At 57.6% G+C, this 15,901-nt stretch carries 14 protein-coding genes; 4 read left to right on the top strand and 10 right to left on the bottom strand.

The genetic code is table 11. The features are described 5' to 3' along the window. Positions 1–9: 9 nt before the first annotated feature. The 3 genes from ubiE to udp form a co-directional block, all read right to left on the bottom strand. A complete protein-coding gene (ubiE, locus tag MKR05_RS25035; protein ID WP_023291579.1) occupies positions 10–765 on the bottom strand; it encodes a bifunctional demethylmenaquinone methyltransferase/2-methoxy-6-polyprenyl-1,4-benzoquinol methylase UbiE in 756 nt (251 codons plus the stop codon). Positions 766–835: 70 nt separating this feature from the next. Next, complete coding sequence (rmuC, locus tag MKR05_RS25030) at positions 836–2,284, bottom strand: DNA recombination protein RmuC (protein ID WP_023291578.1); 1,449 nt, start codon at positions 2,282–2,284, stop codon at positions 836–838. A gap of 133 nt (positions 2,285–2,417) precedes the next feature. Further along, positions 2,418–3,179 carry a uridine phosphorylase gene (gene udp, locus MKR05_RS25025; protein ID WP_002883419.1) on the bottom strand — a complete coding sequence of 254 codons (762 nt, stop codon included), beginning with the start codon at positions 3,177–3,179 and terminating at the stop codon, positions 2,418–2,420. 272 nt (positions 3,180–3,451) lie between these two features. Between udp and MKR05_RS25020 the strand changes: the two genes are divergently transcribed. Then, positions 3,452–4,264, top strand: a complete 813-nt coding sequence (locus tag MKR05_RS25020; protein WP_023291577.1) for a dienelactone hydrolase family protein — start codon at positions 3,452–3,454, stop codon at positions 4,262–4,264. Between the two features lie 59 nt (positions 4,265–4,323). Here the strand turns inward: MKR05_RS25020 and metE are convergent, their stop codons facing one another. Beyond that, positions 4,324–6,588, bottom strand: coding sequence for a 5-methyltetrahydropteroyltriglutamate--homocysteine S-methyltransferase (metE, locus tag MKR05_RS25015; RefSeq protein WP_050534277.1), 2,265 nt, complete (start codon positions 6,586–6,588; stop codon positions 4,324–4,326). Positions 6,589–6,819: 231 nt separating this feature from the next. On the opposite strand from metE, the gene metR reads away from it, so the two are divergent. Then, positions 6,820–7,773 carry an HTH-type transcriptional regulator MetR gene (gene metR, locus MKR05_RS25010; RefSeq protein ID WP_032454519.1) on the top strand — a complete coding sequence of 318 codons (954 nt, stop codon included), beginning with the start codon at positions 6,820–6,822 and terminating at the stop codon, positions 7,771–7,773. Here the strand turns inward: metR and MKR05_RS25005 are convergent. The 3 genes from MKR05_RS25005 to pldB all read right to left on the bottom strand — a co-directional run bounded on the left by MKR05_RS25005 (position 7,661) and on the right by pldB (position 10,486). Beyond that, a complete protein-coding gene (locus tag MKR05_RS25005; protein WP_044521766.1) occupies positions 7,661–8,560 on the bottom strand; it encodes a carboxylate/amino acid/amine transporter in 900 nt (299 codons plus the stop codon). The two genes, metR and MKR05_RS25005, sit on opposite strands and share 113 nt — an antisense overlap. 88 nt (positions 8,561–8,648) lie before the next feature. Further along, positions 8,649–9,449, bottom strand: a complete 801-nt coding sequence (gene yigL, locus MKR05_RS25000; RefSeq protein ID WP_017899394.1) for a sugar/pyridoxal phosphate phosphatase YigL — start codon at positions 9,447–9,449, stop codon at positions 8,649–8,651. Positions 9,450–9,493: 44 nt separating this feature from the next. Next, complete coding sequence (pldB, locus tag MKR05_RS24995; protein ID WP_008807942.1) at positions 9,494–10,486, bottom strand: lysophospholipase L2; 993 nt, start codon at positions 10,484–10,486, stop codon at positions 9,494–9,496. A gap of 109 nt (positions 10,487–10,595) precedes the next feature. Between pldB and rhtB the strand changes: the two genes are divergently transcribed. Together rhtB and MKR05_RS24985 are read left to right on the top strand one after the other, a co-directional pair. Continuing rightward, on the top strand, positions 10,596–11,216 hold the full coding sequence (rhtB, locus tag MKR05_RS24990; RefSeq protein ID WP_002883411.1) for a homoserine/homoserine lactone efflux protein: 621 nt from the start codon (positions 10,596–10,598) through the stop codon (positions 11,214–11,216). A gap of 162 nt (positions 11,217–11,378) precedes the next feature. Further along, positions 11,379–12,299: an Rpn family recombination-promoting nuclease/putative transposase gene (locus MKR05_RS24985; RefSeq protein WP_101989818.1), complete on the top strand. Its 921-nt coding sequence runs from the start codon at positions 11,379–11,381 to the stop codon at positions 12,297–12,299. 44 nt (positions 12,300–12,343) lie between these two features. Here MKR05_RS24985 and rhtC read toward each other — a convergent pair whose 3' ends face one another. The 3 genes from rhtC to pldA all read right to left on the bottom strand — a co-directional run bounded on the left by rhtC (position 12,344) and on the right by pldA (position 15,780). Continuing rightward, on the bottom strand, positions 12,344–12,964 hold the full coding sequence (gene rhtC / locus MKR05_RS24980; protein ID WP_023291572.1) for a threonine export protein RhtC: 621 nt from the start codon (positions 12,962–12,964) through the stop codon (positions 12,344–12,346). 61 nt (positions 12,965–13,025) lie between these two features. Then, the gene (recQ, locus tag MKR05_RS24975) at positions 13,026–14,852 is read right to left on the bottom strand and encodes an ATP-dependent DNA helicase RecQ (RefSeq protein WP_101989817.1); all 1,827 of its coding nucleotides are present in this window, start codon (positions 14,850–14,852) and stop codon (positions 13,026–13,028) included. A gap of 67 nt (positions 14,853–14,919) precedes the next feature. Further along, a complete protein-coding gene (gene pldA / locus MKR05_RS24970) occupies positions 14,920–15,780 on the bottom strand; it encodes a phospholipase A (RefSeq protein ID WP_004886777.1) in 861 nt (286 codons plus the stop codon). Between the last annotated feature and the right edge of the window lie 121 nt (positions 15,781–15,901).

Genomic DNA, 15,901 nt, shown 5'->3' with positions numbered 1-15,901 from the left:
TCCCTCCTGTCAGAACTTGTAACCGCGATGCAAAGCAACGATACCTGCCGTCAGGTTGTAGTAGTCCACGCTTTCGAAGCCTGCATCCTGCATCATCCCTTTCAGGGATTCCTGGTCCGGATGCATACGGATCGACTCCGCCAGGTAGCGATAGCTGTCGCCGTCTTTTGCCACCAGCTCGCCCACCTTCGGCAGGATATGGAAGGAGTAAGCGTCGTAGGCTTTGCTCAGCGGTTCAATAATGGGTTTAGAAAACTCCAGCACCAGCAGACGTCCGCCCGGCTTCAGCACGCGGTACATCGAACGCAGCGCTTTTTCTTTGTCGGTCACGTTACGCAGACCGAAAGAGATGGTGATGCAGTCAAAGGTATTATCAGCAAACGGCAGGGCTTCCGCGTTGGCCTGAACATACTCAACGTTACCCACGATGCCGATATTGCGCAGCTTTTCGCGGCCCATTTTGAGCATTGAATCATTGATATCAGCAAGCATAACGCGGCCGGTTTCCCCTACCAGACGGGAAAACTTAGCCGTCAAATCACCGGTACCCCCCGCCAGATCCAGCACGGTCTGCCCGCGACGTACACCGCTGCAGTCGATGGTGAAACGCTTCCACAAACGATGGATACCAAACGACATTAAGTCATTCATCACATCATACTTTGCGGCGACAGAATGGAATACATGCGCCACCATGTCCGCTTTCTGCTCTTTAGCGACCGTCTGAAAGCCAAAGTGCGTCGTTTCTTGTGAATCCTCAACCATCTTTATGCCTGCTTGCTTTTCAAGAAAATGTTCACTGAGTGTATCAGACTCAGCGCATTTCCCATACGTTTCAGCGTGGCGGAGCCGCCTCCCGGCTGCGCACCGCCTCGGCAGAGTCGGGCGAAAATGCGTCATTTTCCGGCAGGTTATCCTCCTCTTCGAGACGATATTGATCGTCCTGAGCAGTGGCTTGTTCGACTAAATCAGGATTAATCCCGCGCTTGACCTCCACGCCCAACCCGCGAAAAGCCTCCGCCTGAGCCAGCAGATTACCGCGCCCGGAAGCGAGCTTTTTCATCGCCTGGCGATAGTTCTCTTGCGCTTTATCCAGACTCTGGCCGATAGCGGACATATCGTCCACAAACAGGCGCATTTTGTCGTAAAGGCGCCCCGCCCGCTCGGCGATCTTCTGCGCGTTGCGGCTCTGGTGCTCATAACGCCACAGATTGGCGATGGTGCGCAGGGCCACCAGCAGCGTCGTCGGGCTGACCAGCATAATATTATTTTGCAGCGCCTCGCTAATGAGCTCGGGCTGACGATCAATGGCCAGCAGGAATGCCGGCTCGACGGGAATAAACATCAGCACATAGTCGAGGGAGCGCAGGCCCGGCAGTTGCTGATAATCCTTGCGTCCCAGCAGGCGAATATGATTACGCACCGAGGCAAGGTGCTCCTGCAGCGCGACTTCGCGGGTGTAGTCGTCCTCGGCGTTGAAATAGCGCTCATAGGCGACAAGGGTCATTTTGGCGTCGATAACCACGTCTTTACCCTGCGGCAGGCGCACGATGACGTCCGGCTGCATCCGCGAGCGGTTGTCGGTCTCGATGCTGACCTGGGTCTGGTACTCATAGCCTTCCCGCAGGCCGGAGGCTTCCAGCACGCGGGTGAGAACCACTTCCCCCCAGTTGCCCTGAGTTTTGTTATCGCCCTTCAGCGCTTTGGTCAGGTTCAGCGCCTCCTGCGCCATCTGCGCGTTCAGCTGCTGCAGGTTGCGGATCTCATGCGCCAGGGTGTGCCTTTCCCGCGCCTCCTGGCCGAAGCTCTCCTGCACCTGGCGGCGGAACCCGTCCAGCTGTTCGCGCAGCGGTGTCAGCAGGCCATGCAGGCTCTGGCGATTTTGCTCATCGACGCGTCGGTTGCTGTGTTCGAAAATGCGGTTGGCGAGGTTTTCAAACTGCTCGCTCAGGCGCTGCTCGCTGTTCACCATCTGGCGGATCTTATCTTCCGCATGCAGCTGGGTGGATTCGAGCCGGGTGGTAACCTCTCGCAGATCGGCCTCCAGCGAGGTATTGATATCCCGCAGGCTGCGCAGCTCGTTGTTCAGCAGCTCGCACTCTTCACGCCAGTGGGCTTCCTGTACCAGCTGCTGACGGGCGGCGCTCAGCTCAATATCCAGCTCTCGCCGCTCCTCGATAAGATCGGCCCGAATTTGATCGGCGCGCGCTTTGGTCGCCAGCCAGCCGACGATTAATCCAGCAGCCAGTGCGATAACCGCGCTGATAATAATGGAGAGATCCACGACGCCCCCTGCGATAACCTGATGACACAAAATAGAATTGTGCTGTACAAACGTCCAGTTTAAAAGGAATTTCCTGCGAGAGGCGACGCAAAAAAAAGGCCGGAGGATCCGGCCTGACAGGGAAAGCGTTGAATTACAGCAGACGGCGCGCCGCTTCCACGACGATTTTCACCGCGTGGCTTTCGGTTTGCTTCATGGTTTCGGCGTTAGGGATCTCTTGCTGGGTACGGTTAACGATAACCCCGGCCACCATCCCGGCGCGCAGGCCCTGGCTGGCGCACATGGTCAGCAGCGTAGCGGATTCCATTTCATAGTTCATCACGCCCATCGCCTGCCACTCTTCCATGGAGCCTTTGAAGCGGCTCACTACGCGGCCGGAGAAGGTGTCGTAACGCTCCTGTCCCGGGTAGAAGGTATCCGAGGAAGCGGTCACGCCGATATGGGTGGTGGCGCCAATGGATTTCGCTGCTTCCACCAGCGCGGTGGTGCAGGCGAAATCTGCGACGGCCGGGAATTCCATCGGCGCGAAGTGCAGGCTGGCGCCGTCCAGACGAACGGAAGCGGTAGTCACCAGCACATCGCCAACGTTGATGTGCGGCTGAATGGCGCCGGTGGTGCCAATGCGCAGGAAGGTACGCACGCCAAGCTGCGCCAGCTCTTCCACAGCGATAGACGTAGACGGGCCGCCGATGCCGGTGGAGCAGACGATCACCGGTTTGCCGTCCAGTTCCGCGCGCCAGGAGGTAAATTCGCGGTGAGATGCCAGCTTAACCGGCTTATCCATCAGCGCGGCGATCTTTTCCACACGCTCCGGATCGCCAGGGACGATAGCCAGCGTAGCCCCTTGTAAATCGTTCTTGGTGAGGCCGAGATGAAAAACATCAGACTTGGACATAAAAAACTCCTCTGTGGGTCGAATTATCAGCAGAAGCAAAACGGTACTGTACAGAAGCCCCTGGCAACATTTTGTGATGTTAGTCACCAAGAACAATAATGATTGCAGTTGTTTTTCAGTAAATAGTGATAAACATCACATTAACAAGTTATATTCATCGTCACTGAACAAAAGATAGCCGCTTTCAGGCACTGTGCTTTATTACCGCCCGAACTAAAGGTAAAGGGTCTATAGTTACTGATGCGCTAATAAATAAGGGTACGGAGAATACCATGACCACCACCAAGCAACCTGGATTCGCACCTGCAGCCTCGCCGCATGCCGCAACCGCCGTTCATACGCCGGAAGAGCATATTGTCGCCGGAGAGACCTCTATTCCCTCTCAGGGGGAAAACATGCCGGCTTACCATGCCCGCCCGAAAAACGCCGATGGCCCATTGCCGATCGTCATCGTGGTGCAGGAAATCTTCGGCGTGCATGAGCATATTCGCGATCTTTGTCGTCGCCTGGCGCAGGAAGGCTATCTGGCTATCGCGCCTGAATTGTACTTCCGTCAGGGCGATCCGAATGAGTATCACGATATCCCGACCCTGTTTAAAGAGCTGGTTACGAAGGTGCCGGACGCGCAGGTGCTGGCGGATCTCGACCACGTCGCCAGCTGGGCGGCGCGCCATGGCGGCGATGCCCATCGTCTGCTGATCACCGGCTTCTGCTGGGGCGGACGTATCACCTGGCTATATGCTGCCCATAACCCGCAGTTGAAGGCGGCGGTAGCCTGGTACGGCAAACTGGTAGGAGAAAAATCGCTGAATTCGCCAAAACACCCGGTGGATATCGCCGTCGATCTCAACGCCCCGGTACTCGGCCTGTACGGCGCCAAAGACGCCAGCATTCCACAGGACACCGTCGAAACCATGCGCCAGGCGCTGCGGGCGGCCAACGCCACGGCGGAAATCGTGGTCTATCCTGAAGCCGATCACGCCTTTAACGCCGACTATCGCGCCAGCTATCACGAAGAGTCAGCCAAAGACGGCTGGCAGCGGATGCTCGACTGGTTTGCTCAATATGGCGGTAAAAAAGGGTAATCGTCCGAAGCAGGAAAAAAAGGAGGCAAATGCCTCCTTTTTGATTTTTCGGGTGACGATCAGGCAGATTGACGCAGGTTACGCGCCGCTTGCACCATATTCGCCAGCGCGGCGCGAGTCTCCGGCCAGCCCCGGGTTTTCAGGCCGCAGTCCGGGTTAACCCACAGCCGCTCCGCCGGGATACGCTGCGCGGCTTTTTCCAGCAGCGCTTCGATCCACTCCACGCTCGGTACGTTTGGCGAGTGAATATCATATACCCCCGGCCCGATTTCATTGGGATACTCGAACACTTCGAACGACTCCAGCAGTTCCATGTCGGAACGCGAGGTTTCAATGGTGATCACGTCGGCGTCCAGCGCGGCGATGGAGTCCATGATGTCGTTGAACTCGCAATAGCACATGTGGGTATGGATCTGAGTGTCGTCTTTGGCCACCGCGGCGTTAAGGCGGAAGGCTTCCACACCCCACTGCAGATAGGCATCCCAGTCGCTGCGCTTCAGCGGTAACCCTTCGCGCAAAGCAGGCTCATCAATCTGGATGATGCCGATACCGGCCGCTTCCAGATCCGCCACTTCATCACGCAGGGCCAGCGCAATCTGTTTCGCGATGGTTTCACGGCTGACGTCTTCCCGCGGGAAGGACCAGCACAGAATCGTCACCGGTCCAGTGAGCATCCCTTTCACCGGCTTGTCGGTCAGCGACTGCGCGTACTTCGCCCATTCGACGGTGATCGCCTGTGGACGGCTGACGTCGCCGATCACCACCGGCGGCTTCACGCAGCGGGAGCCATAGCTCTGCACCCAGCCGTTTTGCGTGAAGATGAAACCGTCCAGATGCTCACCGAAGTATTCCACCATATCGTTCCGCTCGGCTTCCCCGTGCACCAGTACGTCTAATCCTAACCGCTCCTGCTCGACGATCGCCTGCTTAATATGTTCCGCAATGCCGGTACGATAATGACTGGCGTCCAGATTGCCCTTTTTGAAGTCCAGGCGCAGGCCGCGGATCTCGGTCGTCTGCGGGAATGACCCGATAGTGGTGGTCGGCCACGCCGGCAGGTTAAAGCGTTGACGCTGCGCCTGAGCGCGAACCTCATAGGGGCTGGCGCGCTGGCTGTCCTGAGCGGTGATCGCCGCCAGCCGTTTTTCCACCGCCGGGTTGTGTACGCGCGTCGAATGGCGACGGGCATGGACTGGCGCGCTCCACTCGGTAATCGCCGCGGTATCGCCGCTGTTCAGCGCATCGCGCAGCAGCGCCAGCTCACCGCATTTTTGCAGCGCGAAGGCAAACCAGCTCTTCACTTCCGCATCAAGGCGCGTCTCCACGCTCAGGTCGATCGGGCTGTGCAACAGAGAGCAGGATGTCGCGACCCACAGCTCGCGCTTACCGACGAGGTTTTTAATTTGCGCATATTTTTCGGCGAGATCGGCGCGCCAGACGTTACGCCCGTTGATCAGGCCGGCGGACAGCAGCCAGTCGGCAGGCAGACATTTATGCAGTTCGGCGACATCATCTTTACCGTGGACCAGATCGACGTGCAGCCCCTGGACCGGCAGCGCAGCAATGGTCGCGAGATTGTCGCTAACGCCTTCAAAATAGGTGGTCAGCAGCAGTTTGACCTGGCCCTGCAGAGCGTCATAAGCCGGTTTAAAGGCCTCCAGCCACGCTGGCGGCAGCTCCAGCACCAGCGCCGGTTCATCAATCTGCACCCACTCAATGCCGCGCTTCGCCAGTTCGGCCAGCACCTGCTGATAAACCGGCAGGATGTCATTCAGCAGGCTCAGACGGTCAAACGGTTCGCCTTTCACTTTGCCCAGCCACAGATAGGTCACCGGCCCCAGCAGCACGGGCTTGATCTTGTGGCCCAGCGCCAACGCTTCGTCCACTTCATCCAGCAGTTGGGTCCAGGTCAGTTTGAACTGCTGGCCCTTCACGAACTCTGGCACCATGTAGTGATAGTTGGTGTTGAACCACTTGGTCATTTCCGCAGCGGCCGCTGGCTCACCGGTGGGAGCGCGGCCGCGGCCAATGCGGAACAGGGTATCGATATCGACAGAGCCGTCTTTGTTCTGATGACGAGCCGGCACGTTGCCAAGCAGCAGGCTGGTGGTCAGAACATGGTCGTACCAGGCGAAATCGCCCACCGGCAGCAGGTCAATACCGGCCTGCTTCTGCTGCTCCCAGTGACGGGCGCGCAGTTCCCGGCCTACCGCCAGCAGCTCCTCGCGAGTGGCATTGCCCGCCCAGTAGCTCTCTTGCGCTTTTTTCAGCTCGCGGCGCAGGCCAACGCGAGGGAAACCGAGGGTGTGGTTAATAATTGTCATTTTTTGAGCCTCATAATTGCAATCCGAAAGATTTCGGATTTAGGGAAGGCGGCAAACTTGCTCATCCCCAGGAGCTTACTGAAGTCAGTGACTGGGGTGAGGAAGTGCAGCCAACGCACCATAAATTCGAAAGATAAAGGATTTAGCCGTCCAGATGTTTACACATCCATAATTGGCGGTTACTGTATATTCCTCAAGCGCAAAATGCTCATGGCGAAGTGAAGGACTTTCATGATCGAAATTAAACATCTGAAAACGCTGCAAGCGTTGCGGAACAGCGGTTCACTGGCGGGCGCAGCGGCTGCCCTGCATCAGACCCAGTCCGCCTTGTCTCACCAGTTCAGCGATCTGGAACAGCGCCTCGGCTTTCGTCTCTTTGTGCGTAAGAGCCAGCCGCTGCGTTTTACTCCTCAAGGGGAGATCCTCTTACAGCTGGCCAACCAGGTGCTGCCGCAGATCGCTCGCGCCCTGCAGGACTGTAACGAACCACAACAGACCCGGCTGCGGCTGGCTATCGAATGCCACAGCTGTATTCAGTGGCTCACGCCGGCGCTGGAGAATTTCCGCGCCCGCTGGCCGCACGTGGAAGTCGACTTCCATTCCGGCGTCACCTTCGACCCGCAGCCCGCGCTGCAGCAGGGCGAACTGGATCTGGTCATGACCTCAGATATCCTGCCGCGCAGCGGTCTGCACTACTCGCCAATGTTTGATTATGAGGTGCGCCTGGTGCTGGCGCCTGAGCACCCGTTAGCCATGAAGACGCTGATTACGCCGGAGGATCTGGCCACGGAAACGCTGCTGATTTATCCCGTGCAGCGCGGACGCCTCGACATCTGGCGTCATTTCCTGCAGCCGGCCGGCATCAGTCCCCAGCTGAAAAGCGTCGATAACACGCTGTTGCTGATCCAGATGGTGGCAGCCCGGATGGGTATCGCCGCGCTGCCGCACTGGGTGGTGGAAAGTTTTGAACGCCAGGGTCTGGTGGTGACCAAAACCCTGGGCGAGGGATTATGGAGCCGTCTGTACGCGGCCGTTCGCGATGGCGAACAGCGTCAACCGGTCACCGAAGCGTTTATTCGCTCCGCGCGGAACCACGCGTGCGATCATCTGCCGTTTGTCCGGAGTGCGGAGCGACCCAGCGTCGATGGACCCACAGCGAGGCCAGGATCACCAACGCTCCGCTAATAAAGCTCGGCCAGTGCGGCTGCTCCTGCCAGATGGCAAGGTTAACCAACAGCCCGGCGGGGACATGGACGTTATTCATGATCCCCAGCGTGCCAGCGTCCACCTGAGTGGCGCCATAGTTCCACATAAAGTAGCCCAGCCCGGAAGCCACGACGCCAAGCCACACCAGCACGCTCCACTGCAGCCTGGTGGTCGGCAGCTTCTGTGGGTTGCCCAGCATAAACCATGCCGCCACCGCCACGATAAAGGCCCCGACATAGAACCAGGCAAAGGCATTGTGCTGCGGCATCGGTCGCACCTCCATCAGGCGCTTGTAACCCACCATCCCGATGGCGAAGCAGAGGTTTGACAACTGCACCAGTAACAGCCCGGTCCAGAAATGATCGCTGACTTTGTCGTAACGGATAATCGCCGCCCCCAGCACCGCCAGCGCGGCGCTCAGCAGATAGCCCCAGCGTAGTTTACGTCCGCTGAGCAAATCGTAGATCAGCGTGATATACAACGGGGTAAACACGGTAAACAGCAGGAATTCCGAGACCGTCAGATAGAGATAGGCGCGGAAGGCCAGCAGGTACATGATGCCAAGCTGCATCGCGCCCACCAGCATATAGAGCACGATCGTGCGCGGAGACTGGCCGCGCGTCCGCAGGAAAGGCAGGAACACCAGCGCCGCCAGGCCCACGCGCATCAGCACCGAAAAATAGCTGTCGACGCTACCGGCCAGGTACTCGCCAATCAGGCTGAAAGAAAAGGCCCACAGGATAGTGGTGATAATTAACAGCGCCACAATGGTCGTCTCGTTGGATAAAGAACAGGCATTGTAGCGAAGAGCCAGGTTGACGACTGGACAGTTATTCGCCAGTCGTCAATCTTTTTCAGTCGAGGTACAGCTTACGCAGATAGTGCGGGACCGCATCGTCGGCGTTGCTGCCGATCACTTCCAGCTCCGGATGCAGATCCTTCAGCCGCTGGTGGGCGTTGGCCATAATGCAGCCTTTACCGGCCATCGACAGCATCTCGGCGTCGTTCATGCCGTCGCCGAAAGCGATGCAATCGGACAGACTGTAGCCGAGCATTTTCGCCACCGCCTCCAGCGCATGCCCCTTCGATACCCCGCCCGCCATCACCTCCAGGCAGGTTAAGGTGGAGAAGCTGACGTTCACGCGATCGCCCCAGCGGGCGTTCATCGCCTGCTCAAGCGGCAGTAGATGTTCGTGATCCTCACAGGTAAAGAACACCTTGCTGATCCCCTGCGGATCCAGTTCGCCCGGCTCATACAGCTTGTAGTTAAACACCGCCTCTTTGAAAAAGCGCATCTCTTCCGGGCGATGGCGGTTCATATACCACTCATCTTCCCGATAGACGTTAGTGACAATTTTCGGGTCGTTGCGCACGATTTCAAACAGGTCGGCGGCAATATCGCGGTCGAGGTTATGGGCGAAAATTTGCTGGCCATCGCTATCGTGAACGCGGGCGCCGTTAGAGGTGATCATGTACGACCGGATGCCGAGATTATCGCGGATCTGCCCGACGTCGATGTAGTGACGGCCGGTGGCGAAGACGAAATTGATCCCACGAGCGGTAAGCAGCTTCAGCGTCTCTTTGGCATACGGGGTCAGGAAATGATCGGGGGAAAGCAGCGTGCCGTCTAAATCAGACGCAACAACCTGGTACATAAAAAAGTTAACCTCTAAGCAGGGCGACGAGCGTTATCGTCGGATTAAGTATGTCGATTGAAAAACTCGACGATGGCATTGAGCGCGACTGAGCGCATAGCGTCCTTTTCAAAAAGGATCTCATGGTATGCCCCTTCAATGACGAGCGGCTTTCCGCCCTCACAGGGATGGCCGGCGGCGGCCCGTAATTCACAATAGCGGTCGTGCATCAGATTATCGACCACCCGCTCCTCTTCCGCCTGCAGCAGCAGCGTCGGGGCCGTATCTTTCTCCACATTCGCCAGCACTTCGTCACCGGCCAGCATGCCTTCGCGCACCCAGTGCCAGGTCGGGCCGCCGACCTGCAGTCGCGGCTCGTCGGCATAGAAGCGCAGGTTACGACGATAGCGTTGTCGACTGTGCGTCAGCACGTTAACGGCAAAAGGCAGCGCCCGCCAGCGTCCGGTGCCGATGGCATACTCTTCGCGAATGCGCTGATGGCCCTCAGCCCAGTCGAGAATATGCCGCACCATCCAGTCCGGCAGCCGAATGATAATCCCGAACATCGGCGCGCAGAGTGCAATGGCATCGCAATGCGCCTGGTAGCGTTGCAGAAAAAGCGTGGCAATCGCCCCGCCCATAGAGTGAGCGAGGATAAACCGTTTTCGCCAGTGGCCCGGGACCACCTGCTGCTGCCAGAGCGCAGCCAGGTCATCAACATAATCGCTGAAGTTAACCACGTGCCCGCGGTGGGTATCAGAGAGCAGACGACCCGAGCGTCCCTGGCCGCGATGATCAATGATCATTACGTCAAAGCCGCTGTGAAAGAGATCGTAGGCCACTTCAGCATACTTTACGTAGCTTTCGATGCGCCCGGGGCAAATCAGCACCAGCCGATCGTTATTTTGCGCGCAAAAGCGAACAAAGCGTACCGGTACATCATCGACGCCTTTAAATTCAGCCTCTTCGCGCTGTCGCCAGAAATCCGTCAGCGGCCCCATGCTAAAGGCCGCAAACGCGTTTTCTCGTGTTTCCCAGTCCTTTTTCTGCCCAAACATCGGGTTTACACCCCTGTTAACCGCTGAAAATCGTTTTTTTGCCGTGTATCACACAATGCTGACACAATAGCGTATTGTGGCATAAAAACAGACAATCAGGGAGTTTCTCATGACCATTGAGTGGTGGTTCGCCTACCTGCTGACATCAATCATTCTCAGCCTGTCCCCGGGTTCCGGAGCGATTAATACCATGACCACCTCCATTAACCACGGTTACCGCGGCGCGGCGGCGTCGATTGCCGGTTTGCAGACCGGGCTGGCCATTCATATCGTGCTGGTCGGCGTCGGCCTCGGCACTCTCTTCTCTCGCTCGGTGCTGGCCTTTGAGGTGCTGAAATGGGCCGGCGCAGCCTACCTGATCTGGCTGGGTATCCAGCAATGGCGCGCGGCAGGGGCCATCGACCTGAATACGCTGGCGAAGGCGCAGACCCGCGGCAAACTGTTCCAGCGGGCGGTGTTCGTGAATCTCACCAATCCTAAAAGCATCGTTTTTCTGGCCGCCCTGTTTCCACAGTTTATCCTGCCCCACCAGCCCCAGGTGATGCAGTATCTCGTTCTGGGCGTCACCACCATCGTCGTCGATATCATTGTGATGATTGGCTATGCAACCCTCGCACAGCGCATTTCAGCATGGATTAAGGGGCCAAAGCAGATGAAGGCGCTGAACAAAGTCTTTGGTTCACTGTTTATGCTGGTTGGGGCGCTGCTTGCCTCCGCCCGTCACGCCTGAATGATGGAATCTCGCTCGCAAAGAGAGGTTCGCCTGGCTGGCGAAGCCATCTCTCTGCGCGAGCCGGCGCGCAAAGCGGGAAATTAATCTTTTTGCCCGCTGTCGACGCTGAGCCCGCCGTGCCAGGATGCCGTCAGAGACGTGATTCACGGATGAACGGCGATGGCAGAAACGGCGACCCCACATGATGCGGTATTTAAAACTTTTCTGTCGCGGGCAGAGACAGCGCGCGATTTTATCGAGATCCACCTGCCACCGTCGTTAACAGCGATCTGCAAACTGGATACCCTGCGTCTGGAATCCGGCAGCTTTCTTGAAGACGATCTCAGGCCCTACTACAGCGATATTCTCTATTCGCTGGAAACCACCCGCGGTAAAGGGTATGTCCATGTTCTGATCGAGCACCAGAGCGCCCCCGATAAACTGATGGCCTTTCGCTTAATGCGCTATGCCGTCGCCGCCATGCAGCGCCATCTGGAGAGCGGCCATAAAACGCTGCCTCTGGTTATTCCGGTCCTCTTCTATCAGGGACGACGCAGCCCCTATCCCTGGTCTATGAGCTGGCTGGATAATTTCGCCGATCCCGAGACCGCCCGCCAGCTCTATAGCGGGGCGTTTCCGCTGGTCGATATCACGGTGATCCCCGACGACGACATTATGCAGCACCGCAGCATGGCGGCCCTGACGCTGGTGCAAAAACACATCCGCCAGCGCGATATGGCGCAATTGCTGGATAAGTTGACCCAACTCTTAATGCTGGAGCAGATGAGCGGACAACAAATCACCGTATTGGTAAACTATATGGCTCAGGCAGGGGATGCCGAGGATACTCGGGCACTCTTATACGGGCTGGCACAGCGCGTGCCGCAGCATGGAGGATTACTGATGACGCTGGCGGAAACATGGCTCGCAGAAGGTATGGAAAAAGGCATCAGGAAAGGCGTACAGCAAGGTATAAAGGAAGGCAAACATCAGGCCTTGCTGCAGGTTGCCGAAGCGATGCGCAAACGCGGGATTGATGACGAAGCGATTATGGAAATGACCGGTCTGTCTGAAGACGAGCTGCAGCGGCTTTGCCATTGACACTTTCTCCACCCGGATATAGCCGGGTGGAGCATCGCGCCAGGTTAACGCGAGATAATCAGGTGGATGCCGAAGCCCGCAAACAGCGTGCCGGCGATACCGTCGATCCACTTCGCCATCCGCTGATAGCCTCGGCGCATCCCCGGCAGGGCGAACAGGCTGGCAACCACCAAAAACCAGGCCAGCGTCTCCATGATAATCAGCAGAAAAATGCCCCAGCGCGCGCCGGCGCCAACGCTGTCACCGACGAACAGCGAGAACACCGATCCGAAGTAGATAATCGCTTTCGGGTTCGCCAGATTGGTCAGCAATCCCTTCAGGAAGCTGCGTCCGCTGCGGGCCAGTTCAACCTGCGGTTCTGCCGGGGACACCGCCTCTTTTTTCAACGCGCCGCGCAACATCTGATAGCCCATCCAGCACAGGTACAAGCCACCGCCGATCATAATGATGTTGTGCAGCCATGCCATTCTGGCGAGGATCAGGTTCAGGCCGAGCAGCGCAACCCCCGCCCAGATCATCACGCCGCAGGTGATCCCCAGCACTCCCATCACCGCCTCTCTGCGCGAGCGGCTGATGGCCGTTTGTGAGACAAAGAAAAAATCCGGCCCCGGGCTCATTAGCGCAATGATATGCACCAGCGCCACGGTGAGGAAAAGCATCAGCATAGTTAACTCGCAGGAAAATAATGAAGAGGATAACTATTCTGGCACTTTTATAGCCAGCTGACTACTCATCGTCGCCATCGACATGCGACCGGATCAGAGCCATAAACGGCTTGCCGAAACGCTCGAGTTTACGTGTTCCTACGCCGTTGACGCTGAGCATTTCGCCAGCGGTTAGCGGCGACTGCTCCGCCATCTCAATCAGCGTCGCATCGTTGAAGACCACGTACGGGGGAATGTTTTCTTCATCGGCAATCGCTTTACGTAACTTGCGCAGCTTGGCAAACAGCTTACGATCGTAATTACCGCCGAAGGATTTCTGCATCGCCTTCGGCTTCAGCGCCACGATACGCGGTACGGCAAGCTGCAGCGGAACGTCGCCGCGCAGCACCGGGCGTGCGGCTTCGGTCAGCTGCAGCGCGGAGTGCTGGGCGATATTCTGCGTCACCAGCCCAAGGTGAATCAGTTGGCGGATCACGCTCACCCAGTGCTCGTGACTCTGTTCCCGGCCGATGCCGTATACCGGGAGCTTATCGTGGCCCATCTCGCGGATGCGCTGATTGTTGGCGCCACGCAGGACTTCCACCACGTAACCCATCCCGAAGCGCTGGTTGACCCGATAAATAGTGGAGAGCGCCTTGCGGGCGTCCATTAAGCCATCGTACTGCTTCGGCGGATCAAGACAGATATCGCAGTTACCGCACGGCTCCTGGCGTCCTTCGCCAAAGTAGTTCAGCAGCACCAGACGACGACAGGTCTGGGCTTCAGCAAACGCCCCCATCGCGTTCAGCTTATGCCGTTCGATATCCTGCAGCGGTCCGGCGGGCTTCTCTTCCAGACAGCGGCGCAGCCACGCCATGTCCGCCGGATCGTAAAACAGCATCGCTTCCGCCGGCAGGCCGTCACGCCCGGCACGGCCGGTCTCCTGATAGTAGGATTCAATATTGCGCGGGATATCAAAATGCACCACAAAGCGGACGTTCGGCTTGTTGATGCCCATCCCAAAGGCCACTGTCGCCACCACAATCTGCAGATCGTCGCGCTGGAATTTCTCCTGCACGTCGGCGCGCACGTCGTTTTCCAGGCCGGCATGGTAAGCCGCCGCGCTGATGCCGCGGCTCTGCAGGCGCGCGGCGGTATCTTCCACTTTCGAACGGCTGTTGCAGTAGATAATGCCCGATTTGCCTCGCTGATCCTGGACGTAGCGCATCAGCTGGTCGAGCGGCTTGAATTTCTCCATCAGCATATAGCGGATGTTCGGCCGGTCGAAGCTGCTGACCTGAATCAGCGGATCGTTAAGTCCCAGCAGACGGACGATATCGCGGCGGGTGGTGTCATCGGCGGTGGCGGTCAACGCCATAAACGGGATCTGCGGCATCCGCTGACGCAGCTGGCCCAGCGCGGCATATTCCGGGCGGAAGTCATGGCCCCACTGAGAGATGCAGTGCGCTTCGTCCACCGCCAGCATCGCCAGATTCCAGTTCGCCAGATGCTCAAGGAAGTTGTCGAGCATCAACCGTTCCGGGGCGATATACAGCAGACGAACCTGCCCGCTGCGGCAGCCGGCCATCACGTCCTGCTGCTGTTCGCGGCTTTGCGTCGAGTTCAGACAGGCCGCCGCCACGCCGTTAGCCAGCAGCTGATCGACCTGATCCTTCATCAAGGAGATGAGCGGCGAGACCACGACCGTCAGGCCGCCCAGCACCAGCGCCGGCACCTGATAACACAGCGACTTGCCGCCGCCGGTCGGCATCACCACCAGGCAATCGCGCCCGGCCAGTGCCGTATCGATAATGGTTTCCTGGCCCGGGCGAAACTGCTGGTAACCGAAGGTCTCTTGTAAAACCTGCCTAGCCAGCGATTCCTGATTTAATACTTCCGCCTGTGCCACGTTGACCCCATTTGCCTGAAAAGAAAACAGGCGCTATTTTCAGCGCCTGCGAGCCAGAGTGCAACGATTAAAACAGATCGTTAAGCATTAGCCCGACGCCGACGCGCGTTTGATTAAAGTTGTAGTCGATAAGCGATTCGCCGTAGCCGCTGTAGATCTGGGTGTAAGCGCGAACATGTTTGGTGATGGGATAGCTCACCCCAAGTTCCGCCCCGCCGTAGCCAGTATTCCAGTTGTATTGCCCCTGCGCGCTGAGGATTGCCTCGCCCAGCTGGTAACCCACCTTCAGGCGGTAATAGCCCATATATTTGGTGATATCCGGGTTATCATCGGTGCTGCCCACCACATACCAGGGTTTCACTTCCACCAGCCAGTTGCCATTTTGCGCCATCAGGCGGGCATAAAGCCGGTTCCAGCTGCGCGAGGTGGGATCGGAACGGCCATTCGAGTCGTGGTTATATCCCATTTCGATATCGCGCAACGTCCAGCCGGCAAACTGATAGTCGGTCGCAAAACCAAGAAACAGCTGGGGTTCGTAGTTGGTTTCGCGAAACGGCGCCGACTCTTTGCTGTTGGAGAGCTGCCACCAGGATTTCTGGGTATAGGACGCGCCGAGCAGCGAATTATCCCCCAGGATGCCGCGCCACAGCGGGAAGGCGAGGCTCAGCTGAAACTTCACTTCATCTTTACGGGCATTTTCGGCCCAGTCATAGCTGCGAATCGCCTCTTTATTGAGATCGCTGGTCCACGTGTAGAGCAGATAGTTGCTTTCATAAGGGTAGAGCAGAAAAGGATTATCATGATCCTGTAGCAGGTTGGCGATAATACTGCCGCGCACTGCTGGTTTGTCGTGTACCGACGCATCCTGCGCCATAACACCAGCCGGTAGCGCGCACAGCGCCGCCAGGCAGGCCAAAGAGATACGCATGCTGGTCTCCTGATAAATAGTTTTTATTTTTGTTTAACCTGAAGACATTCTACCTGTTTATTAATCCCCTGCCCCCTAATCCACTCCGAAAGTGGAAATCAATATTTTAGAAGCATAAAAT

This window comes from Klebsiella sp. K5-204 (assembly GCF_030128585.1).
Taxonomy (GTDB): Bacteria; Pseudomonadota; Gammaproteobacteria; order Enterobacterales; family Enterobacteriaceae; genus Klebsiella; species Klebsiella quasipneumoniae.
Note: the sequence above shows the minus strand (reverse complement) of the source record. Positions and strands in the feature narration are given on the sequence as shown.

Coding starts and splice junctions, on each gene's coding strand:
- MKR05_RS24985 (WP_101989818.1), top strand. CDS start 11,379: ATGGCAGAAACGGCGACCCCACATGATGCGGTATTTAAAACTTTTCTG.
- rhtC (WP_023291572.1), bottom strand. CDS start 12,964: ATGCTGATGCTTTTCCTCACCGTGGCGCTGGTGCATATCATTGCGCTA.
- metR (WP_032454519.1), top strand. CDS start 6,820: ATGATCGAAATTAAACATCTGAAAACGCTGCAAGCGTTGCGGAACAGC.
- yigL (WP_017899394.1), bottom strand. CDS start 9,449: ATGTACCAGGTTGTTGCGTCTGATTTAGACGGCACGCTGCTTTCCCCC.
- metE (WP_050534277.1), bottom strand. CDS start 6,588: ATGACAATTATTAACCACACCCTCGGTTTCCCTCGCGTTGGCCTGCGC.
- udp (WP_002883419.1), bottom strand. CDS start 3,179: ATGTCCAAGTCTGATGTTTTTCATCTCGGCCTCACCAAGAACGATTTA.
- ubiE (WP_023291579.1), bottom strand. CDS start 765: ATGGTTGAGGATTCACAAGAAACGACGCACTTTGGCTTTCAGACGGTC.
- pldB (WP_008807942.1), bottom strand. CDS start 10,486: ATGTTTGGGCAGAAAAAGGACTGGGAAACACGAGAAAACGCGTTTGCG.
- rhtB (WP_002883411.1), top strand. CDS start 10,596: ATGACCATTGAGTGGTGGTTCGCCTACCTGCTGACATCAATCATTCTC.
- pldA (WP_004886777.1), bottom strand. CDS start 15,780: ATGCGTATCTCTTTGGCCTGCCTGGCGGCGCTGTGCGCGCTACCGGCT.
- MKR05_RS25020 (WP_023291577.1), top strand. CDS start 3,452: ATGACCACCACCAAGCAACCTGGATTCGCACCTGCAGCCTCGCCGCAT.